We start from the raw sequence: 25688 nt of genomic DNA, 5'->3' as shown, positions 1-25688 counted from the left end.
GCTTTCTATCAAGCTAATATTGATTTTCGATTGTTCGATATATGGAAGCTATCATGGAACTGCGCCAGCTCCGCTATTTCGTCATGCTCGCCGAAACCGGCAATTTCCACCGTGCGGCGGAGCGGCTCAACATGTCGCAGCCGCCGCTGACCGTCGCCATCCGCAAGCTGGAGGATGAACTGGGCGCTGCTCTGTTCGTGCGAAGCGCGCGCGGCGTCACGCTGACGGCGGCGGGCCGCGCTTCGCTCGACATGGCGCGGGCGACCCTGGCGCAGGCGGATCGCTTCCGGGAAGCCGCGCGGGAAGGCGCGGCGGGGGAACGCGGCCAGTTGCGGGTGGGCTTTGTCGGTTCGGCGACCTTCGAACTGCTCCCCCGCCTCATCGCGGAATATCGCCGCCGCTATCCTGCCGTCGAACTGGTGCTGGAGGAAGCGACCAGCGCCGAAATCGCGCGAAAGCTCGCCGCCGCCGAGCTGGACGTTGGCCTTGTCCGCCTGCCCTTGCTCCAGATCGCGGCCGTGGACACGCAGGTCATCGACCCCGACGAACTGCATGCGGCCTTGCCCGAAGGCAGCTCCTTCGCCGACGCGGACAGCGTGGCGCTAGGCGATCTGGCGCAGCAACCCTTCATCCTGCAAAGCCGCATCAGCGTCCTCCATTCGATCACGCTCACCGCCTGCCAGAAGGCCGGTTTCATGCCCATCGTCGCCCAGGAAGCCGCGCAATTGAGTGCCGTCCTCGCCCTCGTCCGCTCCGGCCTGGGCGTCGCGCTCGTCCCCTCCCGCGCCGCTGGCTCAGTGCCCCAAGGCGTCCGCCTCGTCCGCCTCGCCAACAAGGTACCCGTCCTCACCGGCGTAGCCCTCCCCCGCGACGCAGCGAGTCCGCTCGCCAAAAACTTCGCCGCCATCGCCTCCGATAGCCATTGAATATCGAATAACCGAAATTCGATATTGGACTATAAAGTCACAAAACGCGATCTATTCGCCACTTCCTTAACGGTTTCACGAGGCCGGCTTGTTCGAAACACTGACCCTTTCCACCCTCCCGCCCGAGGATGAGGCGATCCGCCCCGCTCTGCGCGCGCTGATCCAGGAAGCCATCGCCGAACTGCCGGTACACCGCCGCGCCCGATCCTGGCAGGGTTTCGACGCCGCCTTCAGCCGCAAGCTGGGGCAGGCGGGTTATCTCGGCCTCTCGCTGCCCAAGGAATATGGCGGCGTCGGCCGCGGTCCCTTCACCCGCTTCGTCGTGGTCGAAGAACTACTCTCCGCAGGTGCCCCGGTCGCCGGGCACTGGATCGCCGACCGCCAGAGCGGCCCGCTGATCCTGCATTACGGCACCGAAGAACAGCGCCGCTTCTACCTCCCCCGCATTTCGAAGGGCGAAGCGCTTTTCTGCATCGGCATGAGCGAGCCGGGCTCCGGTTCCGACCTAGCCAGCGTCCGTAGCCGTGCCGAACAGCAGGCAGACGGCAGCTGGTTACTGAACGGCCAGAAGATCTGGACCACCAACGCGATGCACAGCGATTACATGATCGCTCTCGTCCGCACATCGGGCACCAGCGCCGACCGGCAGCAGGGCCTGTCTCAGCTAATCGTCGACCTGAAGGCGCCCGGCGTCAGCATCCGCCCGATCGTCGACCTTACCGGCGACGCGCATTTCGCCGAAGTCTTCTTCGAAGACGTCCGCCTCGCCCCCGACGCGCTGATCGGCGCCGAAGGGCAGGGGTGGAAGCAGGTCACCGCCGAACTCGCCTTCGAACGCAGCGGGCCTGAGCGCATCTATTCCTCTGTCGTCCTGATCGACGCCTGGGTCCGTCATCTCGAAGCCGTCGGCCGCAAGGACAGCGCCACGCTGCGCCTCGTCGGATCGCTGATGGCGCAGCAGGCCGTCCTGCGCGAAATGTCGCTGGCCGTTACCGCGCGGCTGGTGGCGGGTGAAAGCCCGGTGGTCGAAGCATCGCTGATGAAGGACCTCGGCACCAGCTTCGAACAGGCCGTGCCGCAGCTGATCGGTGACGATCTGGCCGCCAATCCGGACGAGCCGGTCGATCCTGAGCTATACCGCACTTTGCTTTACGTCACCCATATCGCGCCCAGCTTCTCGCTGCGTGGCGGCACGCGTGAAATCCTGCGCGGCATCATCGCCCGCGGCCTTGGCCTGCGCTGAAGGGAGCCACTTCATGGACATGTCCGAACTGATTGATCCCTTCGCCCGCCTGATCGAAGACGTCTGCACCCCCGCCGCGATCCGCGAGATCGAGCAGGGCGGTGACAGCAGCGCGATGTGGAATGCCTTTGTCGAATCCGGTTTCCTTGACGCCCTCGTCGCCGAAGAGGCGGGCGGGGCAGGGCTCTCGTTGGAGGACGCCGCGCCACTGATCGCTTTGCTCGGCCGCCATGCCGTCCCTCTGCCGGTGGGCGATACGATGATCGCGCGTGCGCTGCTCGCCGCAGCTGGCATCGAAGCGCCCGAAGGCCCGATCGCGATCGCCACCGGCGCAGGCGCAGTGCCCTTCGCCGTAGTCGCCTTCCACATCCTGTCGGGCACCCCGGACGCGCCGGTGCTGACTACCGCAAAGGTCGAGGCTACGGGTGTCCCCCATGACGCGGACGCCTATGCTTCAGGGCTGAACGGGGCTGCATTGCGCCCCATCGCTGCTGTGCTTCGGGCGCAGCTCATTTCCGGCGCGGCTGGCCGGGTCATGGAAATGACCGTCGCCTACGCCAATGAGCGTGTCCAGTTCGGCAAGCCCATCGGCAAGCAGCAGGCAGTGCAGCAGCAATTGTCCGTCCTCGCCGAACAGGCCGTAGCCGCCCGCATCGCCGCCGCGATCGGCGCGCGCTCGGGGCTTGAACCCAAGCTCACCGACGCCGCGATCGCCAAGCACGGCACCAGCCTCGCGGCAGGGCAGGTCGCCGCCATCGCCCATGCGGTTCATGGCGCGATCGGCATAAGTGAGGAATATGACCTCCAATTGCTGACCCGCCGCCTGCACGGATGGCGGCTGGCCGATGGCTCGGAAAGCTATTGGGCCGGTGTTCTGGGCGAATTGAGGCTGGCGTCCGCCGCATCGCCGACCGCCGACTTCATTCGCGGGGCCTGAACGGGCCATTCACTGGCGGCTGGGTCTTGTCCCCTCCGTGGCGGGAGGGGTAAGAGGCCGCCAACTAATGCGCGCGCAGCTGTCCAGCGGATGAGTTTTGCAGCGCATGTCGGACCCTTGGAGTATAAGCACATGACCAATTCGACGCCCCGCCCCATCATCGACGGTCAGGAACGCAGCCAGGGTTCGCTCGGCACGATGAAGCTGGTCAACCCGGCCACCGAGGAACTGATTGCCACGCTGCCCTCGTGCGGCGCGACCGAAGCTGCTGAAGCAGCCCGGCTGTCGGTTGACGGTTTCGCGCAATGGTCCGCCATCTCGCCCTTCGAACGCAGCAAGGTCTTGCGCCGCGCCGCTGACCTGATGCGCGCCGAGGCTGACGAAGCCGCCGCTGAAATGACGCGCGAGGGCGGCAAGCCGCTGGCGCAGGCGCGGGGCGAATGGCTGGGATCGGCCGACCTGCTCGATTGGTATGCGGAAGAAGGCCGTCGCGCTTACGGACGTCTGATCCCCACGCGCGCCAGCGACATGCGCTGGGTGGTACAGCGCCGCCCCGTCGGTCCCGTGGCCGCATTCACGCCCTGGAATTTCCCGGCCTGGACCGTCATGCAGAAGGTCGCGCCGGCGTTGGCGGCAGGTTGTTCGGTCGTGCTGAAGTGCGCCGAAGAAACGCCGAGCGCCGGGTGGCGCATTGGCCGGGCGCTGTTGGCTGCGGGCCTGCCACCCCGCGCGATCAGCGTGATCTGGGGTGATCCGGCGGCAATTTCCGCCACCCTCTGCGCTGCGCCGGAAATCCACAAAGTGACGCTGACCGGATCGACCCGCGTCGGCCGCCTGCTTGCAAGCGCCGCCGGGCAGCACCTCAAGAAGGTGACGATGGAGCTTGGCGGACATAATCCGGTGATCGTCGCGCGCGATGCCGATCTTGCCACTGTCGTTCCGCTGGCGGCGGAATTCAAGTTCCGCAATGCAGGGCAGGTATGCGTCTCGCCCACGCGCTTCCTGGTTGAAAAGCCGCTCTATGCCGATTTCGTCGCGGGCGTGACCGAAGTGGCCAGCAAGCTGCGCGTCGGTGACGGCATGGCTGCGGACACGCAGATGGGGCCGCTAACGACAGCAGGTCAGCTTTCCAAGATTGAGGCGCTGGCGGCTGACGCGGTACAGCGTGGTGCGAAGATCGAAACCGGCGGGTCGCGCATCGGCAATCGCGGCTATTTCTTCCAGCCAACCGTCCTGTCAGGCATGACGCCCGAAATGGACGCGATGAATGAAGAGCCGTTCGGTCCCCTCATGCTCGTGATGCCGGTCGACGACATCGATGCCGCGCTGACAGAGGCTAACCGGCTGCCCTACGGCCTTGCATCCTATGCCTTCACCAACAGCATGAGCACCGAACGCAAGATTTCCGAAGGAATCCATGCGGGCATGCTGGGCATCAACCATTTCGCGATGGCGATGCCGGAAACGCCCTTTGGTGGCGTCGGCGACAGCGGCATGGGGTCCGAAGGCGGCAGCGAAGGCATGGAAGCCTATCTGCGGCCCTTCCTCATCTCCGCCAAAATCGGATGAAATAGCCGTCGTGCCCCGGCGTTGAGGGGCCGCCTAATGATGATCGAATGATGCTGCCCCGTGCCTGTCAAAAGGTGCGGGGCAGTTTTCGTTCGCCCGGCATTCGGTCCGCCGTCAGCCGCTTCTCTTCTTGACTCGGAAACTGATTGGTTTACCAGTTTCGCCGAACAAAAAAGTGAGGAGAGGACGTCATGAGCGATTCCCAAGGCGTGGGTGCGAATCCGGATCAGCAAAATTCCGCAACCATGCCGCTGGCGCGCGTTCATGGCGTTGGCGACATGCGCGTCGATCAGGTCGCGATACCGGTCGTCGGTCCCCATGATGTGCTGGTGCGCATCGGCGCCACGGGCGTGTGTGGCAGCGACCTGGGCTATGTTGCCGCAGGTGGCCTGGGCGGCGGCGCGCCGCTCGCTGAACCCCTGCCCATCGGCCATGAATTTGCAGGCGTCGTGGAAAAGGTGGGCGCGCAAGTGCAGGGCATTCAGCCGGGTCAGCGCTGCGCCGTCAATCCGGACGCGGGCCTTATCGGCGGGGGCGGGCCGACGGGCGCCTTCGCTCCGTTCATCCTAGTTCCGGACGCCCGCGCTGGCGCGGACATCTGCCCCATCCCCGACAGCTTGCCGCTCGAAAAGGCAGCGTTGGCCGAGCCTCTGTCCGTGGGCCTGCACGGCGTGAATATCGGCCGGGTGCAGTCGGGCGACAAGGTGGTGATACTCGGCGCGGGTCCGATCGGCCTCTGCACAATCATCTGCCTTCGCCATCGTGGCGTGAAGGACATTCTTATCGCCGATCTGTCGGACGCCCGGCTCGAACGCGCCCGCCAGCTTGGCGCTGCCGTCACCGTCAATCCCTCGCGCGAACCGCTGGTCGAGGCGATCGGGAAGGCGCACGGAACCGGTGAGAGGTTCGGCATGCCCTTTGTCGGCACGGATGTCATTATCGACGCCGCCGGAGCGCAGCCGCCGCTGGCCGAGTTGCTCGAGGTTGCCAAATTCCGCGCGCGCATCGTGATCGTCGCGCTTCATAAGAAGCCGATGCCGGTCAATCTGTGGAAGATGATGGCCAATGAGTTCAGCATTTCCGGATCGATCGCAACCGACCGCGAGGATGAGTTCAACGAATGCCTCCAGATGCTGGCGAGCGGTGAGATCAATGTCGATCCGCTGATCAGCCATCGTATCGCGTTCGACAAATTGGATGAGGCCTTCCGCATCGCCGCCGATACCGAAGCATCGGCCAAGGTCATCGTCACTTTCCCCCAGACTGCGTGAAGCTGGCTCCAGCCGCGCCAAAGGATCAACAATGAGCGAAACCATGCAGCCCGAGCCGCAGGAAATTCATATCGACGACATGGCGGAGCCGATTGTCACGCCAATGATCGAGGCGGCCCGCCAGGGACCTGCCGACCGGCCCGACCATATGACGGTGGATCAGGTTCTGGCCCAGGCCATCGCCAATTCCGGCGGCCTTGATGATTTCGGTGAGGATCAGAGCTTTCGCGAACGCATGGCGGTGACGCTTCAGGCGTGGGATGAGGATGAAGGCCTGACCCGTGGCGGCCGGATCACCCTGCTCGATCATCTGGTGCGCGTCATGGTGAACCGCCTGCGGATCGAGGATATCGTCAAGCGGCACCCGGAAATCCTCGACATCCAGATCGATCGCCCGCTGTTCATCGCGGGGCTGCCGCGTTCGGGCACGACGCACCTCGTCAACTGGCTCGCTCGCGATGAGCGATTGCGATCGCTGACACTCTGGGAAGCCGAGGAGCCCGTCCAGGTGCGCGAACTTGCGCCCGGCGAAGTTGACCCGCGTATCACCCGCAGTGCCGAACTATGGAGCGCGTTCGAAGCGATGCTGCCCCACATGGCGGCGATGCACGGCATGGATGCAGCGTCGATCCATGAGGATAATGAACTGCTCTATATGGACCTCAACTGCTACAGCTGGGAGTTCCAGTCCCGCATTCCGCGCTGGATCGACCATTATTTCGCTCATGACCGCACCCCCAGCTATGCCTATGAAAAGAAGGTGCTGCAGGTGCTGACCTGGCACCGGGGGCCTAATCGCTGGCTGCTGAAATCACCGCAGCACATGGAAAATCTGGCCGCGATCAAGGCTGTTTTCCCCGATGCCACGATGGTCATCACGCATCGCGATCCCGTCGCTGTTCTGCGGTCGCTGACCACCATGCTTGGCTATAGCGACCGTATCCGCCGCGATCCGGTCGATCCTCCTGCGCTCGCCCGCCTCTGGCTGGACCGGATCGAGCGGCTGCTGCGCGCCTGTGTGGATCAGCGGGACGCATGGGGGCCGGAACAGTCGGTCGATCTGTTGTTCCACGAATATATGGCCGATCAGGAACGGGTGATGCGGGAGGTTTACGCGCTGGCGGGGCTGGAATTGACCCCAGAGGTCGAAAATCAGCTGCTTGGCTATCTCAACGAAAATCCGCGGAACAAGCATGGCAAGGTGATCTACGACCTTGAAGGCGTGTTCGGCCTGAACGAAGCCGCCGCTCGGGAACGTTTCGCCTTTTACTATGACCGCTTTCCAGTGCGGCATGAGGCCTGATGGGGACGTCCGCAACAGCATCTGTTGACGGGAAATCAGTGCCTGTCCCGGCGCGGATAGGCCGGGCAGACCAGACGCTCGCGAAGAAGCGTCGTCTGCTCCAGATCGCGCGCGAGGAGTTCATCCGCCAAGGCTATCGGGCGGTCACCATGGACGCTATCGCCCAGGCGGCAGGCGTGTCGAAGCGATCCCTCTATCTTTGGCATGAAGACAAGGCGGCCCTTTTCCGGGCCTGCCTTGCCGCCGGGGTAGAGCGTTTTCCCTTGCCCCAATTTAACGATCCAGCCGAGCCTGAAGCTGATCTACGGGCTTTTGGCGTTGCGTTGCTGACGGAATTCACCAGGCCATCGACCGTAGGCATGGCGCGGCTGTTGATGCGCGAAGCACATGAGTTCACCGAATTCGGAGCCATGATCCGGCAGAGCCAGGATGATTATCTCATCCTTCCCTTGGCCAGCCATCTTGAGCGGGCCAGGGTTGCGAAAGGGGACAGTATGGCAGCGGCGAAGTTGCTGCTCTCCATGCTCCTGATGCCGGTTCATAATTATCTGCTGATCGACGCTGCGCTCCCGGATGAAACGGAATGTGCGGCTCATGTCGGGATGGCTGTGCGCACCTTTCTTCAAGGGTGCTCGGGCTGCGAAGGCAGGGTCGCTTGACTCAAAAAGCAGCCCCTATTATCCACAAGTGAGCATTCACTTACAAATATAGTGAGTCGGAGAGGACCCTAGGACGATGGCTGAACATGTGGATGGCGCGGTAATGGCACGGGACTGGCACGATCGCAGCCTGCCGCTGGCCGATAGCGAAGAACTGCGCGTTGCGCTGGAGGAAGCGAACATCCAGACGCTGCTGATGGTCTATGTCCATCTGACCCATGACGCGGCGATGCTGGACATCTTCGGCAACTATATCAAACCGCCTTTCTCCGTTCCCAACACCGAAATCCCCGCCGAATATAGCCAGGAACTGCGTACCAAACTGCTCCACGTGCTGACGACCCCCGGCGCCGCGCGCGAGGACGATCCGTCCGACGCGTTGATGAAGCGGATGATGAGCGTCGGCGTGGGCGAGGAAGTAGCGGACGAATTCCTGCCGCTGCTGTTCGACCAGATCGGTTTCAAACTGCCCAAGCCGCGCAAGGAAATCGAAGGGCGCACGCCGCCGCCGACAGATTTCAAGGTGCTGGTGATCGGCGCCGGCATGACCGGCCTTGCCGCCTCGCTCAAGCTGGAAGAAGGCGGTTACGAGCATATCGTGATCGAAAAGAACCCCGAAGTCGGCGGCACCTGGTACGAAAACCGCTATCCCGGCGTGGGCGTCGATACGCCCAGCCACTTCTATTCCTATTCCTTCGAAATCACGCCCGAATGGTCGCATTACCATCCCAAGGGCGTGGATATGCAGAAATATCTGCTGCACGTCGCCGACAAGTACGACCTGCGCCGCAATATCCGCTTCAATACCGAAGTGGTCGCCCTGCGCTATGACGATGCAGAGGCGGCGTGGAACGTCACGGTGCGCGGCAAGGACGGCACGGAAGAAATCATCCGCGCCAATGCCGTCATCAACGCTCACGGCCCAGTGAACCGCTGGAAATGGCCTGATATCCCGGGCCGCGAAGAGTTCCAGGGCAAAATGATGCACACCGCGACCTGGGATCCGTCCGTCCGGATCGAGGGCAAGCGCGTCGGCATCATCGGCACCGGCGCCAGCGCCGCGCAGCTGATCGGCGCGATCGCGGATCAGGTCAGCGATCTCACCGTCTTCATGCGCACGCGCTACTGGTCGATCTACAATCCCGAGATCAATCATGAAGTGTCGCCGGGCATGAAGTTCGCCCTGCGTTACATTCCGCATTTCCGCGAATGGTTCCGCTTCCGCGTCTACTGGTTCGCGGCCGACGGCCTCTACGGCAATGTGGTCAAGGACCCGGAATGGCCGGTCGACAGCCCATCCGTCTCGGCGGCCAATGAGGGCGCGCGGCAATGGGCGCTCGCCCATCTGGAAGCGAAGTTCCACGACCGTCCCGACCTCAAGGAAAAGCTGACGCCGGACTTCCCGATCTTTTCCAAGCGCATCATCCTGGACGCTGGCTGGTTTGACGCGCTCAAGCAGCCCAATGTCACGCTGGAAGATGGCGGCATCGAATGCTTCACGCCCAAGGGCATCCGCACCAAGGACGGCAAGGAGTATGAATTCGACATCATCGTCTGCGCCACCGGCTTCGACGTCGCCAACATGATGGGCAAGCTGGAAATCCACGGCAAGGGCGGCCGGTCACTGCGCGACGAATGGGGCAAGGACGATCCGCGCTCCTATCTGGGCGTGACCGTGCCCGGCTATCCCAATTACTTCATGACGGTTGGCCCCAACAGCGCGCCCAACCATGCGGCGGGCCAGAACCTGATTTCCGAAGCCCAGGTCAATTATATCATCGAATGCCTGGACTGGATCAACGAAAGCGGCGCTCGTGCTGTCGAACCCACACAGCAGGCGTTCGAACAGTGGAACCGGGAGGTCGAGGAACAGATGAAGAATATGATCTGGACCCACCCGAGGGCGAACAGCTATTATAACAACTCGACAGGTCGAGTATTCCTGTCCTGGCCGTGGCGACTGGTGGACCTTTGGAACCAGACACGTGGTCCCGCCAAGGAGAATTTCGAACTGCACTGATCGCGGGTCGAAAGGAATGACATAGGATAAGAGCCGGTCTGTAAGGACCGGCTCTTATCGTTTCTGCACTTTTCGTATCGATTAGAGCTTCGTGCTTTAATCGGCTCCACCTCTATTAATGCCGTTCGCCCTGAGCCTGTCGAAGGGTTCTACTTCTTTTTAGGAAGAGGAGGGCTTCGACATTTGAACGAGGCAAGTGACTCATTCAAACAGCCAACGGGGCTGGGTGATTCAGATTAAAGGCCCGATGCTCCAGGCGGCGAATCAGCCGGAGACGGTGTACCCGCCGTCAACGGCCAAGGTCTGACCGGTAATCCATGCCGCGCCGGGACTCGACAGGAAAAGGATCGCGTTGGCGATATCTTCGGGCGCACCGGGACGGCCCAAGGGCGTCCTTGCGAGCGTGGGCGCCATCCAGTCCTCTTGCGCGAAGGTCCCCTCAGTCATGCGGCTTCGCGTCAGCCCTGCCGCGACCGCGTTGACGCGGATGCCGCGCTCCCCCCATTTGACCGCGAGTGACCGGGTCAGGCCGAGCAGGCCGGTCTTGGCGGCGCCATAGCCCGGCACGATCGGAATACCGAAATAGCTGCTCATCGACGCGATGCTGACGACGCTTCCCCCGCCTGCGATCTTGCTTTGCGCCAGCAGGTCCGCGCTTTGCCGCGCCATGCGGAAAGCGCCTACCAGCAGCATGTTGACGGCGCGGGCGAATATATCGGGCTCATATTCGTCAAGGCCAAGACTGGGCAGCGCCACCCCGGCATTGTTCACCAGAATGTCCAGCTTATCGAGGCTAGCGGCCACAGCGTCGATGCTCTTGCCGTCCTCTATGTCCATCTGAAGATAGCGGTAGCCGGACAGGTCGCCGTCATAGTCGGCGGCACTGCCGCGCGTGCCGGTAATCGTCACATTCGCCCCGGCTTCAAGATAGGCGGCAGCGGCGGCGGCACCTATGCCGCTGGTGCCGCCGGTGACGAGGACATGCGCCCCGGAAAAATCATAGGATGGGTTCGTCATACTGTCTCCACTTCGATCCAACGGCCTTCCGCCGCCGAAAGGCGCGCGGCATCGAGCACGGCTTGTCCTGCCGCCGCATCATGAAAATCGCCCGCCGGATCAGGCAGGGGCGGCGTGCGCCCTTCGATTCTTGCCTTCAACTGGCGGAACAGCTTGGCATAAGGGGCGACATCGAACCCCTGCGTGTGCCAGCGATCCATTTCCGTCTGGATCAGCTCCGCGACGGCAAAGGGTTCGGGCGCGGGATTGACCAGTTCGGCAGGCATCGGCACCTGCCGCGCGCCGTCCGCATCCTTGATCCACACCTCTTCAGGATCGCCAAAGGCGTTGCCGGACTGGATCCAGGCCGCACCTTTCGTCCCCGCCACCTTGGTCGCCATGACGAAGGGTCCGGGAAAGTTCATTGCGGCCTCGATCACGCCCATGCACCCGTTCGCGGTCCTGAACTGCACATTATAATAATCATCGGATGTCATCGCGGGGCGGGTCGTCGTCAGCTTGCGCAAGATCGCGTTGACCGCCACGATCTCGCCCAAGGTCGAACGAACCTGATCGATCATGTGCGTGCCGAAAGCGCCCAGGAAGCCGCCGCCCTGCGCCGCATCGGTCCACCAATCGGCCAGTGGTTCTTCCTCACCCGTGCCCGGCTGCTGGTAGATGCGGCTGAACATCATTGGATCGCCGATCAGGCCATCCTGCACCACGCGGCGCAGCAACGCCTGCGCGCTGTCGAACCGGAACTCCGCGCCCAGCGCGTGGACGATGCCAGCCTTGTTCGCTGCGTCCAGCATCTCGCGCGCCTGCGCCAGATCGCGCGCAAAGGGCTTTTCGCACATGACATTACGCCCGGCGGCAATGGCCTGCATGACCGGCGTGTAATGCGCATGCGGCGGCGTTGCGACCGTCACCAGCCGGATCGCCGGATCGTCGGCAAGCACCTGTTCCAGATTATCCGACGCCAGCGGGATGCCGAGGGGCGCCGCACGCTCAGCCGTACGTTCCCGGTTGCGCCCGACAATGGCCCGAACCTCGAAGCCCGCTTCCCGCAGCGCCCTGACATGCGTGAACAGGCCAAAGCCCGTGCCCACAACCACCGCGCCTATCGGCGTTTCTTCTCCACTCATCGTATTTCTCTGGCCTTTCTGATGATGTCGCGGGCTGCTGGCGCCCATGAGGCGATGGCTTCGCCCATCGGCGCTGCACTGGTCGCAGCGGAAAAAATCTCGACCGAAATAGGCGCTGTCGCCTCGATCCGATCGAGCGTGCGGATGAAACGGGTGAGGTCGAAGCTGCCCTGTCCCGGCACAAGACGGGCGGTCATCGTTTCGTGCATCAGGTCGGATTGCGGCTGCGCGGGCGCGTCGTTTATCTGGATCGTGTGGATGCGCGACCCCGGAATCTGCTCCAGCAGATCAAAGTTCGCCCCGCTGCGGAAGAAATGCCAGCTGTCGAGCGTCAGGCCGCCATTCGGCCTGCCCGCCGCCTGAACGATCGCCCAAGCACTCGCCAGGTCGGGGATGCCGCCAAAGGGAAGGAACTCGATATGCGCCTTCATGCCATGGCGGGCGGCCAGGTCGCACAAATCGGCAAAGGCTTCCGCAGCCTCATCGAGTGACGGCGTGACGCCCATCATCTCCACCGCCGTGACGGAGGGTGACCCGATGCGCGCGGCGGTTTCCACCACGCGGTCGGGCGTCATCGAGCGGAGCAGGGCGGCCATAGGGACATCATCCCCAGCGCTGCGATGGCTGGGCAGCCAGCAGGCCGTGCAATCCATCTCCATGATTGCCAAGCCGTGGTCCGCTATCCGCATGCCGATGTCGGCGGCATTCATCCCCGCCTCTTCCAAAGCCCAGATGTCGCCGGGCATCAGCGATATGGCGGAAAACCCGGCTGCCCGCGCGGGCGCCAGCCGTTCCAGCAGCGGAACATGGATGAAGGGCGGGGCTGACAGGACAAGCATCGGATCGTCCGTCATGTCTGATCCAGACGGAAATTCAGTTCCAGGATGATCCCGTTCCGCTCTTCCACGAATAGTTGGCAGAGATTGGCCGGCGGATAATCCTTGCGCACGACGCCAAGACCGGCGGCTTCCAGTCGCGCGAACATCGTGGGCAGGTCGTCGCATTCCAACGCCACATGATGCACAGCGCCGCTGCCCCGCGCAGGGGTGAAGGGAAACGCATCATCACTGGGATAGCGGCCCTCGACAGGGCCGATATGAATGATCGGACGACCGTCAGGATCGTGTATCCAGCAGCCCTTGTCGATCGACTCCGCCCCCGGCGCGACACCCGCGCGAAGGCCCAGCACGTCGCGGAAAAAGGCGGCCGTTCCGGGCACGTCCGCTGTACGGATGTTCACATGGTCAAGCGTTCGTACGGCCATTGCATCAATCCACAAACTGGCCGGTCAGGATCGCTGCGCCCGGATCCAGCGCGGCCGTGCCCTCTGCTTCCAAGCGCGCAAGCGGCAGGCGCCACAGATTTACTTCCGCAGTGCTTTCTGTCCGCACCAGCCGAAGCCCCCAAATCCCCCGCTCATGCCCATAGCTATTCACCCAGTTGCCGCCGAGACCCGGATCGCGCTCGGCTATGACGATGCGGACCCGGCCATCAGGCTCGGCCACGAAACGATAGTTGTTCACCCATCCGTTGCCATCCTCGAACGTGTCGAGATTTTCCTGCCACATGTTGCAGATCTGGAAGTTCCAATATTCGCACTCAGGCGGCACGAATTCCAGCACCAGCGCTTCGTCCAGCCCCTTTTCCCACCCGCCGAAGGCTACATGGCGGTCGGGCACGCCACCGTTCGACAGATATTGCGCGCGGCTATAGTCCAGCCGGTTCAGCTTCGCCGCGAAATTGCCCTGCGTGCCGTTCCACCAGTTGCGCACCAGTTCGGCATAGCCCAACACGCCCTGCGCGGCCCAGGCCAGGTTGTTCGCCATCAAGGCTGGCGTGATGGGTTCAGGTGCCGCGCCATCCATCCGCTCGATCCGCAGACCCGGAGCGATCTCCTTTTCCCGGTCGCTCCAGACCAGCCGGATGAGGATGCAGTTGGTATCGGGTTGCAGCTTCAGCCAGTTCTTGCCTTCGCCGGGATCATTTTGCGACATGATGATTTCGAAGGTCCCGTCATCCTCGATATGAAGCTGCTGACTGCCCAGGAAGCCGGTGGTTTTCAGGTTGGAGGGATCGAACTGTTTCAATCCCTCCACGCCCAGTTGCGCCCAATCACGCGCGCCCAAATCGTCGGGCGCTGGCGCGGTCAAAATGGCGAAGATGAAATAGGGTATGGTCCCGCGCGTGCCGATGATCCGGTAATCGCGGGCTTCATCGAACTGGCACATCAGATGGTCCTGATCGACCGTCTGGACGTTGATCGACTGGCGCCATACCATGTCGCGCAGGCGCGGCCGGGTGGGTTCGGCGTTCTCGATCAGCCGCTCAAAGCTCGACCGGGCGACCCGCGTCAGAAAACGATACCATTCCGCCCGGTCGAGATCGGACGGATCATCGCCGAACCGGTCTATCATCCGGCCAGCGACTTTCAGGACGTCGCAGAAATCTTCCCACGACTGGCCCGATAGCAGCCGCTGCGCGGCCTGCGTTTCAATCGCGCGCTTGTCGATCGGTTCTTTCAAGGCGTCAGTCATTGCGCCGCATCCTCTCCTGATTTGAGGCAGGAAGGTGCCATCATCCCTGTCGCGCGGCCAGCCAATCTTCTGTCGATCCCGTGCCATTATCCTTTCTGTGTGACGCAAAACATCCCGACCGGGGTCGATGGACATTTCCGTGCCAACCAGCATTGACCGAAAAGTTATAATGCGATAACTTTACGGTGTTTAAAGGCGGTGGAATGATTCGCCCGACGTTTGGAGAGGAGTTGCAAAAATCATGTTGAGCAATGAGCAGAAGCGGCGGTTGTCCGACATGCTGCAGCCTGTTTCGCCGCCGCGCGAGTTGCATGACGTCTACACCGAGGATCAGCGTCGGCGGCTGCTGGATGTCGTCCATAGCGGCGCCTGGAAGCTCATCATCGCGCAGCATTTTCCGACGCCGGAATCCCTGATCGCCACCTTCGCGGGCGGTTTTCCGGAAGGGTTCGAGCCGACGCTCGACATGTTCCTGACGCCGACATTCCGCGGCTTCTATGCCAATTATTCGACCTGCATGTACCCGGAGATTCAGGATACCTTCTACAATCCGACATTCCTGGAATATGCCAAATCCTATTGGAATGCGGACTACGCCAAGCCGCAGATGATGCTGTTCAACGTGAACGGCCCCTGCGGCAATACTGATCCGGGCCATCTGGATTCGCCCAGCTTCCGTGGCGTTCGCTATGAAAACTCGCCCACATGGCTATGTTCGATCATGGGCCGGTCGGGCCTGTTCCAGGATTATCTGATCAAGATGGCCCAGGTGATCACCTGGTTCAGCCATGATCCCAATAGCGGCTTCACCTATTGGCCCAAGGGTCCGCTGGAAAAGCCCGCGCGGTTGCAGCCGCCCGTCTATAATCGTGGTGTGGTTGTGCAGAATGAAATGCTCGTCCATCGCGGCGAAGCCAATGGCCCGATCGAGCGCCGCAAGCCGCAGGGCCTGGGCTTTGACTCCCTGTTCAGCGGCGAACCGGGCAACCCCGATGGCTGGCTGGTAAAGACCGGCGACGAAGTCATCGAGCGTTATCATACCGACGATTTGCGCTTCCTCGTCCACTGGTCGGCCGAAGTGTTCGAAGATTATGCCGAGCTCAAGAAGAACATGGATGGGTCTGACAACCTCACCTATGATCAGGTTTTCGATACGCTGATCAAGGATGTCCGTTCGCGCGGTTTCCAGATCGAGACGCCGACCGATCCACTGAACGATCCGGCTTTCATCAAGGCACTGAACGCCGCTTACGACTATGGTGGCCCTGCCGAATATCCGGCCGAAGCGCCGCGTGAGCTGGTCGCCGCCTGAGCGCGAGCGGATAGCAAGAGCAGGAAGAAGGGGCGTCCCGTCAGGGCGCCCCTTTTTTCATGGCCTCCGTTTTCAGGGGGATGGTTCCATGTCCTCCGGACCCCAATAGGCCTTCAGGCTGGTGATGCGTCCTTCCGCGTCGAACGTGCAGACATCCAGCGACCGGATCAGCAGGCGCGGGCCTTCTGGCGGCTGAAACGTCACATCGAACACGAGCGCCGCCGCATTGGCATGCGATCCCCGGATCGGTGCGACCGGCTGGATGTGTGTGTCAAAAGCGATCGTGTCGCTGAACCATGCGCGGATTTCCTCGCCGGTCTTGGGCGGCGAACCGACCGGGTCCTCGATCACCGCATCACGCGCGAACAGCGCCAGAACGCCGTCCCGATCGCCCGCGTTGATGCGATCCACATAGGCCTGAAGCGCGGCCCGCATGTGCGTTTGGTCAGGTCCCGGTACGCGGGGTCGAGAGGATTCGGACATATCCTGTTTACCTCGTCATCCATAGAGTCATAACGGCTATGAATCGCGCATTTAACATATGAACTTGCCTTTATAATGATGTTTTGCGTAGAAAGAGGAAGATTTCAAAAAGGCTATAAGCGAGGCTGTGACTCGCCGCATTAGCTGCTAATTTGCCATGGGCAGTGAGAGGATCAAGAAATGGCGACATCGTCGGACTATCGTCTGGGAGACTTCACCTTCCCTCGTGGCTGGTTCATGGTGGGTGAGAGCGCCGAGGCGACGAGCACGCCCAAGGCGATGCGCTATCTGGGTCAGGACATGGTGATGTACCGTGGCGAGAGCGGCAAGGTCTATGTGACCGAAGCCTATTGCCCGCACATGGGCGCGCATCTGGCGAAGAACACGACGAGCTACATCGTGCGCGATGGCGAGCAGGTGGAGGGCGAGTCGATCCGCTGCCCCTTCCATGGCTGGCAATATGGGCCGGACGGTCAGTGCAAGAATATCCCCTATTCCGACTTCGTGCCCAAGGCAGCGAAGCTCAAAACCTTCCCGGCGATGGAGCGGGCTGGCACGATCTGGATCTGGCATGATCCTGAAGGGCTCGAACCCAATTTCGACCTGCCCGATTTTGGCGGCCATTATGATGCGCCGGGCTGGGTCAACTGGAAGATCGACTATATGGGCGATCTTGATATCCACCCGATCGAGGTGGTCGATAACATGGCCGACTTCGGCCATTTCATCCCGATCCATGGCGCGAAGGATTTCGTCTACTTCGCCAATGAGTTCAAGGATCATATCGTCCACCAATATTATGCCGCCGGGCACCGCACGCTGACGCTGAACCCGGAAGACGTGCTGACGCTCGACACCTGGTATACCGGCCCGTCGATCCTCCAGTCGGAGATGGCGGGAACGTTCGACAGCTTCATCATGATCACCCACACCCCGATCGAGGATGGCAAGATCCGCGTCTGGCATGGCCTGATGGTGCAGGTGAATGACGGCACCGCGCCGGTGACGGACGAGCTACGCGCCGCAGCGCTGGAATATCAGGAAGGCAGCCGCCTCGCCTTCGCGCAGGATGTCGAGATCTGGCAGAACAAGCGGGCCTGTTTGAACCCGCTCGTCATCCCCAATGACGGCCCCTATGGCAAGGTGCGCAGCTGGTACAAGCAGTTCTACAACCCCCGCGACAAGACGCCCGACATGCACAAGCGCACCAACGGCCTGCATGTCACACTCGACAAGCGTAGTTCCACGCAGGCGGCCTGAAGGAGAAAATAAAATGGAGAGAAGTGAACGTCCGGTCGCCATCGTCACCGGCGCCAGCCGTGGCGCGGGTCGTGGCATTGCGGTGGCGCTGGGGGAGAAAGGCTATCGCGTCTATGTGACGGGCCGCTCCGTTCGCGAAGGCGATGCGGAACTGCCCGGTACCATCGGCGCGACTGCGGCGCAGGTCGATGCAGCCGGCGGCGAAGGCCGCGCGGTGCAGGTCGACCATGCCGATGACGCAGCCATCGCCGCGCTGTTCGAGCGTGTGCGTGACGAAAGCGGCCGCCTCGACATATTGGTCAACAATGTCGCCGCCCTGAACGACGATCTCGTCAAGCCCGGTCCCTTCTGGGAAAAATCGACCGGGCTTGTGGATATATTGAACGTCGGCCTGCGCTCCCATTATCTCGCCAGCTGGCATGCCGCGCGCATGATGGTTCCGGCGGGCAGCGGCCTCATTGCCTTTACCTCCTCCTTCGGTTCGGTCTGCTACATGCACGGCGCAGCCTATGGCGCGCAGAAAGCGGGCGTGGACAAGTTCGCCGCCGACATGGGTGTGGACTTCCGGGGTACGGGCGTTACCGCAATTGCGCTCTGGATGGGGCCGCTCCTAACGGAACGCAGCGCGCGGACGCTAGGCGAGCATCCTGAGCAATATGAAAAGTTCATGGCCGATGCCGAGACGCCTGAATTCAATGGCCGGGTGATCGCCGCCATCCATGACGATCCAAACCGGGACGAACTGAACGGCCAGACGCTGATCACGGCAGAGATTGCGCAGCGATATGGCATCACCGAAGCTGGCGGGCGCACCCCGCCATCCTATCGGGCGATGCTGGGCGATCCGCGCATCCCGCACCCCGCCATCGTGGCGTAAAGGAGCTGACGATGGATTTAGGGCGCCGATTTGCAGGCAAGTCGATCATTGTAACCGGAGCCGCATCCGGCATAGGACGCGCCACCGCCATCCGGCTGGCTGTCGAAGGCGGCCGGGTGCTCGCGGTGGACCTGGATGAAAAGGGGCTGGAAACGCTAAGGCAGGAACAGCCCGGCATTGCCGTTCGCGCCGGATCGGTGGCTGACGAGCCGACCGCCCGCTCCATCGTGGCGCAGTGGGTCGAAGAAGCCGGGCAACTCGACGTTCTCGTCAACATGGCGGGCATCATCCGATCAAGCCACGCCGCAACGACCGACTATGAAGCCTTCATGTCCCTCATTGCGGTCAATATGGGTAGCACCTTCCTGATGTGCCGCGAAGCCTTGCCGCATCTGGAAAAGACAAAGGGCAACATCGTCAACGCCGCGTCCACCTCCAGCCATTTCGGCCATCCCTTCCTCACCGGCTACGCCGCCAGCAAGGGCGCGGTCGCCGCCTACACCCAGAGCCTCGCCTGGGAATATTTGAAGCGCGGCGTGCGGGTGAATGCGGTCGCGCCGGGCGGCATCGAAACGCCGCTCGCCAACAGCGTCCAAACCGGCATGGTGGAAGGCGCCGATTGGGAGTTGTATAATCATCTCGGCCCGATCAATGGATTTGCGACCCCGGACAAAATTGCGGGCGTCATCGCCATGCTGGCGAGTGAGGATGGAGGGCACATGAATGGCGCAATCGTGCGTATCGACGGGGGCGTTCACGCCTGAACCATCAGGCGTGGCAGGGGGCGTGTTTTCATGACGCCCCCTGAAAATGGCTTTTGCCTGGACCATCTTTCGCTGGTGAACCTCGACGCCCTTACGGTGATCGAGGCGGCCGCCAGCGCAGGCTTCACCGCCGTCAGCCTGTTCGTGACGCCGATCCCGATCAGCCCGACGCCTGACCTCATTCTGGACAAGAGCGCCCGCAAGGCGGTGATTTCCGCATTGCGCGACACCGGCCTTCGAGCCGGTGTCATCGAGCCTTTCATGCTGGATGCCGATCCTGATTGGGGGCTGCTGGAAAGCAGCGCGGAACTGACCGCCGCGTTGGGCGGGACTGTCAATATATTGGGTCTCGACCCGGATCACGCACGGCTGCGGGAGTCGCTGGCCCGCATGGTGGAGATTTGCCAGCGGGCGGGTGTTCCCGCCATTATCGAACCCTATCCGCTATCCTCGATCCGGTCGCCTTCACAGGCGCTTGAGATCGCCCATTCCCTGGGCGCCGAGGTGGGCCTGTGCATCGACACGCTCCACGTCATTCGCAGCGGCGGAGGCTGGGACGATGTGGCCTGCCTGCCGCCTGAGCGTATCCGCCATGTCCAGCTGAACGACGGCCCGATCGAGCCGCCGCATGACCGGGTCAATGAAGCCGTGTTCGACCGCTTGCTGCCCGGCGAAGGTGAATTCGGCCTTGGGGCGCTGCTCCCGCTGCTTCCGGATCATGCCACCATAGCCGTGGAAGCGCCGTCGCGTGCCTTGGCGACCGGGGATCCGCACGAACGCGCGGCGCGGCTGATGCAAGCGATGGTGGATTTGTACGCTTCGGGCTAGCCTATCGTCCTATATCAGCACTACAACTACCCCCGTTCGGGCTGAGCTTGTCGAAGCCCTTCTTCTTTAAGAAGTGAAGCCCTTCGACAGGCTCAGGGCGAACGGGGTTGGGTGATGCTCTACAACTTCAACGCAGCGCCACTCAGCCGCTCGCAGCATTCCCAGGCGGAGCGCACTGCCCCGCCCGGACAATCCATCATTCCGCCGCCAGCGTCGCCTGCTCACGGAAATAGGGGATAACCTTCTCGCCGATATTGCGGATGGTCTCCATGATCACTTCATGCGGGATGCCGCCCATCTGGAACATGAACAGAATTTCGTCGGCACCCGCATCCTGCAGACGCTTGACCTGCCGGATGCAATCTTCCGGCGTGCCATAGGCGTCTTCGACAACCTCGAAGGATTCCGTGTGGTGGCCACCGATGGTGATCTTCTCTTCCGACAGCCAGGCCACCGTTTCTTCCTTGTGACGCTGAAGCGCGGCAAGGCTTTCGCTCGCGTCCAGGTCCTCCACGTCGGGAGCGGGGCCGCCCGAATACCAGTGGCCCAGCGATTCCACGAAGAAGCGTTGTCCGCGAAGGCCGATGCGGCGTGCCTTCTCCCGATCTTCCAGAACCACGGCGGGGCAAAGCGCCGCGAGATGTTCGGTCGGACGATAGCCAACCTGATCCTCGGCCTTCCGGTTCTTGAAAGCCTCACGATAAATGGCGTTCTTCTGCGCAATGTCGCTCGGTCCGGCAAAACCGAGCACCAGTGCGCCGATGCCGCGCGATCCGGCGGTGGTCAGCGTGTCGGCGCGGGTGCAGGCCATGTAGATCGGCGGATGCGGGTCCTGCATCGGGCTGGGGTGGATCGGGCGGAAGGGGATCTTCACGAACTCGCCATCATGTTCGATCTCGCCATGCTTCAGGATCTTGGGGATCAGATACATGCTCTCGTCGATCATCGGCGGCAGGTCTTCGAGATTATAGCCGAAGGTGCCCGCTTCCTGCTGCGTTCCGCCCTTGCCCATGCCGAAATGGACGCGGCCATTCGATAGAATGTCCAGCGTGGCGATGCGTTCAGCGACCTTCACCGGATGGTTCATCGCGGGCGGCAGGCAGACGACGCCATGGCCAATGCCGATGCGCGACGTGCGCCCGGCGAGATAGGCGAGGAAAGTTTCCGGTGCGGACATGTGCGCATATTGCGTCAGCGCGGTATGTTCGACGGCCCAGATCGTGTCGAAGCCCATTTCCTCGGCATGGATGGCTTGCTCGATAATGTCGCGGAACACCTGCTGTTCGTTCTGGCGCGACGTGTCCGCCATCTGCGCTTCGTAAATGATCGAGAATTTCATCATCTTCTCCACAAAACTTTCTTTCGTGGAGACAGGCTATGCCGAGTGCCGTGCCGCCACATCATCCAAATGGATCAGATTTCAGACTCGCTACCGATGGAACGCAGCAGCGTGACCAGTTCGACCTGCCGGTGCGTGTTGGTCTTGGCAAATATCGCGCGCAGATGGGATCGCGTCGTATTGTAGGCGATGCCCAAAGCGTCCGCGGCGTCCGCCAACGTGGCGCCCTGCGCCAGATGAACGGCAAGTCCCGCTTCCGCCCGCGTGAGTTGGAAGCGTTCGCGCAACAGCTCTTCCGATGGACCGGCGGGTCGGCTGGGGTCCGCGATGAACAGGGCGATCCAGGCCCCGTCGCCATAGGCGGAGGAAGGGATGGCCCGCGCCCGCGCATGCAATGGCTGCCCGACGGTAGAGGCGATCTCGAACAGGATTTCCTCGCCAAGTGGCGGCGGGGAGGAAAGGATGCGGTTGATCGCCGCAGCGCTGGAGCCGGTCCTGGCCTCCAGCTTGCCATGCTGCTCGGAAACGATGGCGCCCTCTTCCAGCATATGCGTGGCGAGCGTGTTGCGGCGCAGGATGCGGCCTTCCCGATCAAGGATCAGGGTCGCTACCGCCAAACCAGCCATGGCGCTGCTGAACAGCTGGCTTTCCGCCTGGGTGCTTGTGAGCCGCGCGTGAAGGTCGAGCGCGATGCGCAGGTGCGGGATCAGCCGTTCGAGCAATTCCCGCTCGGTATCGCCAAATTGCGCATGGCCTTCGTCCCGCGTCAGGCGCAGCCGGACGGCGATATCAGGCAGACGATGCAGGTCTACGCCCAGAATTTCGCTGCTGCGCGCCACGTCCAGCCAGTCGCGGAAGCGCGCCGGGACATGGCTGACGAAATCACGGAAGGAAACGACTCGCCCCTCGGGCAGGCCGACGAAGGGATCGGCCTGCGAGATGCGCTGATATTCCTGCGTGCGCTCCGGGTCCGCGCCGGGGGTGACATGGGCATCGATCCCGGCGCTCCCCCGACCGATCAGCAGCGTGGCGAAGGTCGTGTCGGTGATGGCCGCCAGCGCCCGCAGGAAATCCTCCCACGGCGGGGACCGCGTCAGCCCGCCGTAGAGCGTCTGCAACAGGTCGGCAAAGGCGGTATCATCGCTCATCATTCAGATTCCCGCCTCCAGCCTCGACGATGGCAGTCACCGTCGAGGCCGTACCCGGTTCAGCGTCGCAGGGCCAGCGTCACGCTGTAGCGACGGGGCGGCGAATAATAAGCCTCCGTAAAGCCAAAGCTGGTCGATGCATCATAGCCCGCCGTGATGATACGGCGATCGGTGATGTTATCGACGCCCACGCGCACCGACAGCCCGCTGTCCGCAAAGCGCAGTTCGGCGCTGGCGTTGAGGATCGCATGATCGGGCTGCCGCAGGAGCGGCGTGTTTTCCGCATCGACAAAGACCTGGCTCTTATAGGCTGCGTCCAGCCTCAGCACGCCCTCTACATTGTCGCTGAGCGGCGCCTGATAGACCGCGCTGGCATTGGCCGTGATATCCGGCGCCTGCTTCAGCTTGCGGTTGCTGACGTCGGTCGGCACGCCCCCAATGACTGACACATATTCCAGATATTTGGCGTCCAGCAAGCCGAGCGCGCCGGTAACGGTGAAGCGCGGCGACACCTTGAACGCGCCTTCCAGCTCGATGCCCTGAATGCGGGATCGGCCCGCATTTTCGTTGCGGACGACGATCAGGCCGGTCGTCGGGCTGACGGTCGATACCAATATCTGCTGGTCGCGATATTCGTTGCGGAACACGGCAAGGTTGATGGTGGCGATACGGCCGAAGCCTGCCTTCAGCCCCGCTTCGTAGGAGGTCAGATGTTCCGGATCATAGGAACCGATTTCCTCGAGCGAGGTAGGCCGCCCGTTGAACCCGCCCGACCGGAAGCCCCGCGAATAGGACACATAGGTCATCAGGTTCGGTCGGAACTTGTAGGAAAGCGAGGCGCGGGGCGTAAAGGCATCCCAGCTTTTTTCCAGCGTATAGCTGGGCGTCCCCGCCAGCAGCGGCTCGCCCGAATAAATGCGGATCGCAGATTGGGAAAACTTCTTCTTCTCCCAGGTATAACGGGCGCCCAGTTCCAGCGAGAGGCCGTCGGTCAGCTCATAATTGCCGTTGGCGAACAGGGCGAGATTGTCGGTGCGCTGCCGGTTGCGGAAATCGATGTTGAAGTCGAGCGACGACGCTAGAACCGCAAAGGGCGGGAAGGGGACAGGGAAAGGATCAAGCCCCGCCGCCACCAACGCGTCAAACAGGCCGTCGGCGACGATCAGCCGCGTATTGTCGCGTGTCTTTTCGCGGTAGGCAAAGGCGCCCAGCAACAATGTGCCGCGCCCGCCCAAATCGAGCGACAGCTGCAATTCCTGGCTGATCTGCCGCGCCCGCTCGTCATGAATGTCACCGGCATAATTGACCGCCGACGACGCGTCACCGTCCCGACCGAACAGCGCATCGACATAGCGATAGGCGGTGATCGACTTCAACGTCGCCCCGCCCAGATCCTTGGTCAGGGTCAGCGATGCGTTCACCGCGTCGGTCTGATCCTTGTTCAGCTCGGAATTGCTGTCGGTACGGTCGATGTCGCCCGGCACGGTGCAGCAGGGCGCGATGAAGGTCGATTGCAGGATGGAAAAGAAGGTCGGCGTGAAGGCGATCATGCTATGCGGCGCGCTGTGCTGGCGCCGGTGCAGTCCATCGACCTGCAACACCGCGTCCAGCCCTTCGCCATCATAATGCAGCGCCAGCTTGCCCGCGACGACGTTGCGGTTGCCCAGATTGTCGCCGGATGGGATTTTCTGCCACCCCTCGCCAAACTCGCCCAGCGCCGCGACGCCCAGCGACCAGCTGTCGGACAGCGGCGTTTCGGCATAGACGCGCCCGCGCACCGTGTTGAACGACCCGTATCGCAGGTCGGCTTCGATCTTCTGCTCCCGGCCCGGCACCGCCGACACGATATTGATCGCGCCGCCCACCGTATTCTTGCCGAACAACGTGCCCTGCGGCCCGCGCAGCACTTCGATGCGGTCGATGCCCAGCAATTCGGTCGTCGCGCCAAAGGTGCGGGCGACATAGACGCCATCGATATAGACGCCGACCGCAGGATCGGACGTGATGATGAAGTCATTTTCGCCGACGCCCCGGATGAACGGCGCGATGCCACCGCTATTGCCGCCCTGGCCCGGCGTGAACTGGATATTGGGCGCGATCTGGCTGATCTGCGTCACATTGTCGAGGCCCCGGCTGTTCAGAGCCGAAGCATCGACCGCGCTGACCGCGATCGGCACATCCTGTAACCGTTCTTCGCGGCGGCGGGCCGTGACGACAATGTCACTGTCGCTGGCGGCGTCTGCTCCCGCCGCTGCCGTTTGCGACAGCGCAGCCCCCGGTGCGGCCAAAGCGATCAACGATACGATCGGATATAGCGTCTTGCGCATGCTTTCCTCCCCAAAAAAAGCGTCATTCTGTTATTGCGGGCGACTATAACGCCGCCCGCCTTGTTCTTCAGCAGCCCGCCGCAAAAATGCCGCAGCTGTTGCGTTCGTGCATCATCCGTTGGCTCAGGCCGCTTCCCACTCGATCAAATGGCTGATGTCGCTGCGCTCTTCCGGCTTGCGGCCAGCGGTGGCAAGGTGGTGCGAGGTGATTTGCGCGTCGGCGGCCAGCGGGCGGATCATCTCGAACACGCGATCATATTCGGTGCGTGCGATCTTCCATACGCCATCTTCGCGCCGATAGACGTCGCGGTAAATGGCGCTGCCGATGGTGTGGCTGCTGCGCTCCACGTCGATGAAGATATCCTCCAGATACCAGATCCCTTCGGCGTCATTTTCGCCGGTCAGGGTGATTTCGGGCATATGGCCGTGATGCATGGCAACCGCGCCGGAATGGAAGCTGTTCGCCAGAAACTCCAGCATATTGTCGCGGCCCGCCAGCCGGACGCGATAGGTGCCGCCACGATAATCGACGGTCAGGTCTTCCGTGAACAGGGTGCCGAGCAGCGTCAGATCGGCCGTGTCGATTCCCCGGAAATAACGATGCTTGAGGGTCCGGATATCTTCCAGATCGCTGAGCTGCTGCACAGTGTAAGCCATCAAACCTCTCCATATGTGACGCGATATGCGATTATTATGCGTCACCTATACCTGATATGCGTAACAATCTGCAATGACTACTGCATTATG

General features: G+C 62.3%; 23 protein-coding genes. 13 read left to right on the top strand and 10 right to left on the bottom strand.

Annotated features, from left to right (window positions below):
- Positions 1–53: 53 nt before the first annotated feature.
- The 8 genes from ACZ5TH_RS13695 (at position 54) to ACZ5TH_RS13660 (ending at position 9928) form a co-directional block, all read left to right on the top strand.
- On the top strand, positions 54–926 hold the full coding sequence (locus ACZ5TH_RS13695; RefSeq protein ID WP_464795553.1) for a LysR family transcriptional regulator: 873 nt from the start codon (positions 54–56) through the stop codon (positions 924–926).
- A gap of 88 nt (positions 927–1014) precedes the next feature.
- Positions 1015–2169, top strand: coding sequence for an acyl-CoA dehydrogenase family protein (locus ACZ5TH_RS13690; protein WP_460988630.1), 1155 nt, complete (start codon positions 1015–1017; stop codon positions 2167–2169).
- A gap of 13 nt (positions 2170–2182) precedes the next feature.
- Positions 2183–3106 carry an acyl-CoA dehydrogenase family protein gene (locus tag ACZ5TH_RS13685; protein ID WP_464795552.1) on the top strand — a complete coding sequence of 308 codons (924 nt, stop codon included), beginning with the start codon at positions 2183–2185 and terminating at the stop codon, positions 3104–3106.
- Between the two features lie 132 nt (positions 3107–3238).
- Positions 3239–4675, top strand: a complete 1437-nt coding sequence (locus ACZ5TH_RS13680) for an NAD-dependent succinate-semialdehyde dehydrogenase (protein ID WP_464795551.1) — start codon at positions 3239–3241, stop codon at positions 4673–4675.
- 191 nt (positions 4676–4866) lie between these two features.
- The gene (locus ACZ5TH_RS13675; protein ID WP_464795550.1) at positions 4867–5946 is read left to right on the top strand and encodes a zinc-dependent alcohol dehydrogenase; all 1080 of its coding nucleotides are present in this window, start codon (positions 4867–4869) and stop codon (positions 5944–5946) included.
- 31 nt (positions 5947–5977) lie between these two features.
- Positions 5978–7249 (top strand): sulfotransferase family protein, encoded by a 1272-nt coding sequence (locus ACZ5TH_RS13670; protein WP_464795549.1) that lies wholly within the window; start codon positions 5978–5980, stop codon positions 7247–7249.
- 38 nt (positions 7250–7287) lie between these two features.
- Positions 7288–7908, top strand: coding sequence for a TetR/AcrR family transcriptional regulator (locus tag ACZ5TH_RS13665; protein ID WP_464795548.1), 621 nt, complete (start codon positions 7288–7290; stop codon positions 7906–7908).
- Positions 7909–7984: 76 nt separating this feature from the next.
- Positions 7985–9928 carry a flavin-containing monooxygenase gene (locus tag ACZ5TH_RS13660; RefSeq protein WP_464795547.1) on the top strand — a complete coding sequence of 648 codons (1944 nt, stop codon included), beginning with the start codon at positions 7985–7987 and terminating at the stop codon, positions 9926–9928.
- Positions 9929–10192: 264 nt separating this feature from the next.
- On the opposite strand, the gene ACZ5TH_RS13655 is transcribed toward ACZ5TH_RS13660, so the two are convergent.
- From ACZ5TH_RS13655 to ACZ5TH_RS13635, 5 genes are read right to left on the bottom strand one after another with little or no spacing between them, the layout of a single operon-like run.
- Positions 10193–10945: an SDR family NAD(P)-dependent oxidoreductase gene (locus tag ACZ5TH_RS13655; RefSeq protein WP_464795546.1), complete on the bottom strand. Its 753-nt coding sequence runs from the start codon at positions 10943–10945 to the stop codon at positions 10193–10195.
- Entirely contained in the window at positions 10942–12069 is a 1128-nt protein-coding gene (locus tag ACZ5TH_RS13650) for a Gfo/Idh/MocA family protein (RefSeq protein ID WP_464795545.1), read from the bottom strand. The genes ACZ5TH_RS13655 and ACZ5TH_RS13650 overlap by 4 nt, the downstream gene beginning before the upstream one ends.
- The gene (locus ACZ5TH_RS13645; RefSeq protein WP_464795544.1) at positions 12066–12923 is read right to left on the bottom strand and encodes a sugar phosphate isomerase/epimerase family protein; all 858 of its coding nucleotides are present in this window, start codon (positions 12921–12923) and stop codon (positions 12066–12068) included. Before ACZ5TH_RS13645 ends, ACZ5TH_RS13650 begins: the two co-directional genes overlap by 4 nt.
- Positions 12920–13333, bottom strand: coding sequence for a VOC family protein (locus ACZ5TH_RS13640; protein WP_464795543.1), 414 nt, complete (start codon positions 13331–13333; stop codon positions 12920–12922). Before ACZ5TH_RS13640 ends, ACZ5TH_RS13645 begins: the two co-directional genes overlap by 4 nt.
- A gap of 4 nt (positions 13334–13337) precedes the next feature.
- The gene (locus ACZ5TH_RS13635; RefSeq protein WP_464795542.1) at positions 13338–14603 is read right to left on the bottom strand and encodes a DUF1214 domain-containing protein; all 1266 of its coding nucleotides are present in this window, start codon (positions 14601–14603) and stop codon (positions 13338–13340) included.
- Positions 14604–14844: 241 nt separating this feature from the next.
- Between ACZ5TH_RS13635 and ACZ5TH_RS13630 the strand changes: the two genes are divergently transcribed.
- Positions 14845–15915 carry a hypothetical protein gene (locus ACZ5TH_RS13630; protein WP_464795541.1) on the top strand — a complete coding sequence of 357 codons (1071 nt, stop codon included), beginning with the start codon at positions 14845–14847 and terminating at the stop codon, positions 15913–15915.
- A gap of 72 nt (positions 15916–15987) precedes the next feature.
- On the opposite strand, the gene ACZ5TH_RS13625 is transcribed toward ACZ5TH_RS13630, so the two are convergent.
- On the bottom strand, positions 15988–16350 hold the full coding sequence (locus tag ACZ5TH_RS13625; protein ID WP_464795540.1) for a nuclear transport factor 2 family protein: 363 nt from the start codon (positions 16348–16350) through the stop codon (positions 15988–15990).
- Positions 16351–16578: 228 nt separating this feature from the next.
- Between ACZ5TH_RS13625 and ACZ5TH_RS13620 the strand changes: the two genes are divergently transcribed.
- The 4 genes from ACZ5TH_RS13620 to ACZ5TH_RS13605 are packed head-to-tail and all read left to right on the top strand — an operon-like array spanning position 16579 to position 20127.
- Positions 16579–17658: a Rieske 2Fe-2S domain-containing protein gene (locus tag ACZ5TH_RS13620; RefSeq protein ID WP_449469484.1), complete on the top strand. Its 1080-nt coding sequence runs from the start codon at positions 16579–16581 to the stop codon at positions 17656–17658.
- A 13-nt stretch (positions 17659–17671) separates the two neighbouring features.
- Positions 17672–18535 carry an SDR family NAD(P)-dependent oxidoreductase gene (locus ACZ5TH_RS13615; RefSeq protein ID WP_449469483.1) on the top strand — a complete coding sequence of 288 codons (864 nt, stop codon included), beginning with the start codon at positions 17672–17674 and terminating at the stop codon, positions 18533–18535.
- A gap of 11 nt (positions 18536–18546) precedes the next feature.
- Entirely contained in the window at positions 18547–19299 is a 753-nt protein-coding gene (locus tag ACZ5TH_RS13610; RefSeq protein ID WP_464795539.1) for an SDR family NAD(P)-dependent oxidoreductase, read from the top strand.
- Positions 19300–19329: 30 nt separating this feature from the next.
- Complete coding sequence (locus tag ACZ5TH_RS13605) at positions 19330–20127, top strand: sugar phosphate isomerase/epimerase family protein (RefSeq protein WP_464795538.1); 798 nt, start codon at positions 19330–19332, stop codon at positions 20125–20127.
- Between the two features lie 196 nt (positions 20128–20323).
- Here the strand turns inward: ACZ5TH_RS13605 and ACZ5TH_RS13600 are convergent, their stop codons facing one another.
- From ACZ5TH_RS13600 to ACZ5TH_RS13585, 4 genes are all read right to left on the bottom strand, one after another.
- The gene (locus tag ACZ5TH_RS13600; RefSeq protein ID WP_449469850.1) at positions 20324–21466 is read right to left on the bottom strand and encodes an LLM class flavin-dependent oxidoreductase; all 1143 of its coding nucleotides are present in this window, start codon (positions 21464–21466) and stop codon (positions 20324–20326) included.
- Between the two features lie 74 nt (positions 21467–21540).
- A complete protein-coding gene (locus tag ACZ5TH_RS13595) occupies positions 21541–22614 on the bottom strand; it encodes a helix-turn-helix transcriptional regulator (RefSeq protein WP_464795537.1) in 1074 nt (357 codons plus the stop codon).
- 59 nt (positions 22615–22673) lie between these two features.
- Positions 22674–24941, bottom strand: coding sequence for a TonB-dependent receptor (locus ACZ5TH_RS13590; RefSeq protein ID WP_464795536.1), 2268 nt, complete (start codon positions 24939–24941; stop codon positions 22674–22676).
- 123 nt (positions 24942–25064) lie between these two features.
- Complete coding sequence (locus ACZ5TH_RS13585; RefSeq protein ID WP_464772667.1) at positions 25065–25598, bottom strand: nuclear transport factor 2 family protein; 534 nt, start codon at positions 25596–25598, stop codon at positions 25065–25067.
- Between the last annotated feature and the right edge of the window lie 90 nt (positions 25599–25688).

Source organism: Sphingobium sp. TomTYG73, assembly GCF_055394245.1.
Note: the sequence above shows the minus strand (reverse complement) of the source record. Positions and strands in the feature narration are given on the sequence as shown.

Coding starts and splice junctions, on each gene's coding strand:
- ACZ5TH_RS13635 (WP_464795542.1), bottom strand. CDS start 14,603: ATGACTGACGCCTTGAAAGAACCGATCGACAAGCGCGCGATTGAAACG.
- ACZ5TH_RS13675 (WP_464795550.1), top strand. CDS start 4,867: ATGAGCGATTCCCAAGGCGTGGGTGCGAATCCGGATCAGCAAAATTCC.
- ACZ5TH_RS13685 (WP_464795552.1), top strand. CDS start 2,183: ATGGACATGTCCGAACTGATTGATCCCTTCGCCCGCCTGATCGAAGAC.
- ACZ5TH_RS13660 (WP_464795547.1), top strand. CDS start 7,985: ATGGCTGAACATGTGGATGGCGCGGTAATGGCACGGGACTGGCACGAT.
- ACZ5TH_RS13655 (WP_464795546.1), bottom strand. CDS start 10,945: ATGACGAACCCATCCTATGATTTTTCCGGGGCGCATGTCCTCGTCACC.
- ACZ5TH_RS13610 (WP_464795539.1), top strand. CDS start 18,547: ATGGATTTAGGGCGCCGATTTGCAGGCAAGTCGATCATTGTAACCGGA.
- ACZ5TH_RS13600 (WP_449469850.1), bottom strand. CDS start 21,466: ATGAAATTCTCGATCATTTACGAAGCGCAGATGGCGGACACGTCGCGC.
- ACZ5TH_RS13670 (WP_464795549.1), top strand. CDS start 5,978: ATGAGCGAAACCATGCAGCCCGAGCCGCAGGAAATTCATATCGACGAC.
- ACZ5TH_RS13625 (WP_464795540.1), bottom strand. CDS start 16,350: ATGCGGGCCGCGCTTCAGGCCTATGTGGATCGCATCAACGCGGGCGAT.
- ACZ5TH_RS13590 (WP_464795536.1), bottom strand. CDS start 24,941: ATGCGCAAGACGCTATATCCGATCGTATCGTTGATCGCTTTGGCCGCA.
- ACZ5TH_RS13585 (WP_464772667.1), bottom strand. CDS start 25,598: ATGGCTTACACTGTGCAGCAGCTCAGCGATCTGGAAGATATCCGGACC.
- ACZ5TH_RS13680 (WP_464795551.1), top strand. CDS start 3,239: ATGACCAATTCGACGCCCCGCCCCATCATCGACGGTCAGGAACGCAGC.
- ACZ5TH_RS13595 (WP_464795537.1), bottom strand. CDS start 22,614: ATGAGCGATGATACCGCCTTTGCCGACCTGTTGCAGACGCTCTACGGC.
- ACZ5TH_RS13620 (WP_449469484.1), top strand. CDS start 16,579: ATGGCGACATCGTCGGACTATCGTCTGGGAGACTTCACCTTCCCTCGT.
- ACZ5TH_RS13605 (WP_464795538.1), top strand. CDS start 19,330: ATGACGCCCCCTGAAAATGGCTTTTGCCTGGACCATCTTTCGCTGGTG.
- ACZ5TH_RS13695 (WP_464795553.1), top strand. CDS start 54: ATGGAACTGCGCCAGCTCCGCTATTTCGTCATGCTCGCCGAAACCGGC.
- ACZ5TH_RS13630 (WP_464795541.1), top strand. CDS start 14,845: ATGTTGAGCAATGAGCAGAAGCGGCGGTTGTCCGACATGCTGCAGCCT.
- ACZ5TH_RS13615 (WP_449469483.1), top strand. CDS start 17,672: ATGGAGAGAAGTGAACGTCCGGTCGCCATCGTCACCGGCGCCAGCCGT.
- ACZ5TH_RS13640 (WP_464795543.1), bottom strand. CDS start 13,333: ATGGCCGTACGAACGCTTGACCATGTGAACATCCGTACAGCGGACGTG.
- ACZ5TH_RS13645 (WP_464795544.1), bottom strand. CDS start 12,923: ATGACGGACGATCCGATGCTTGTCCTGTCAGCCCCGCCCTTCATCCAT.
- ACZ5TH_RS13650 (WP_464795545.1), bottom strand. CDS start 12,069: ATGAGTGGAGAAGAAACGCCGATAGGCGCGGTGGTTGTGGGCACGGGC.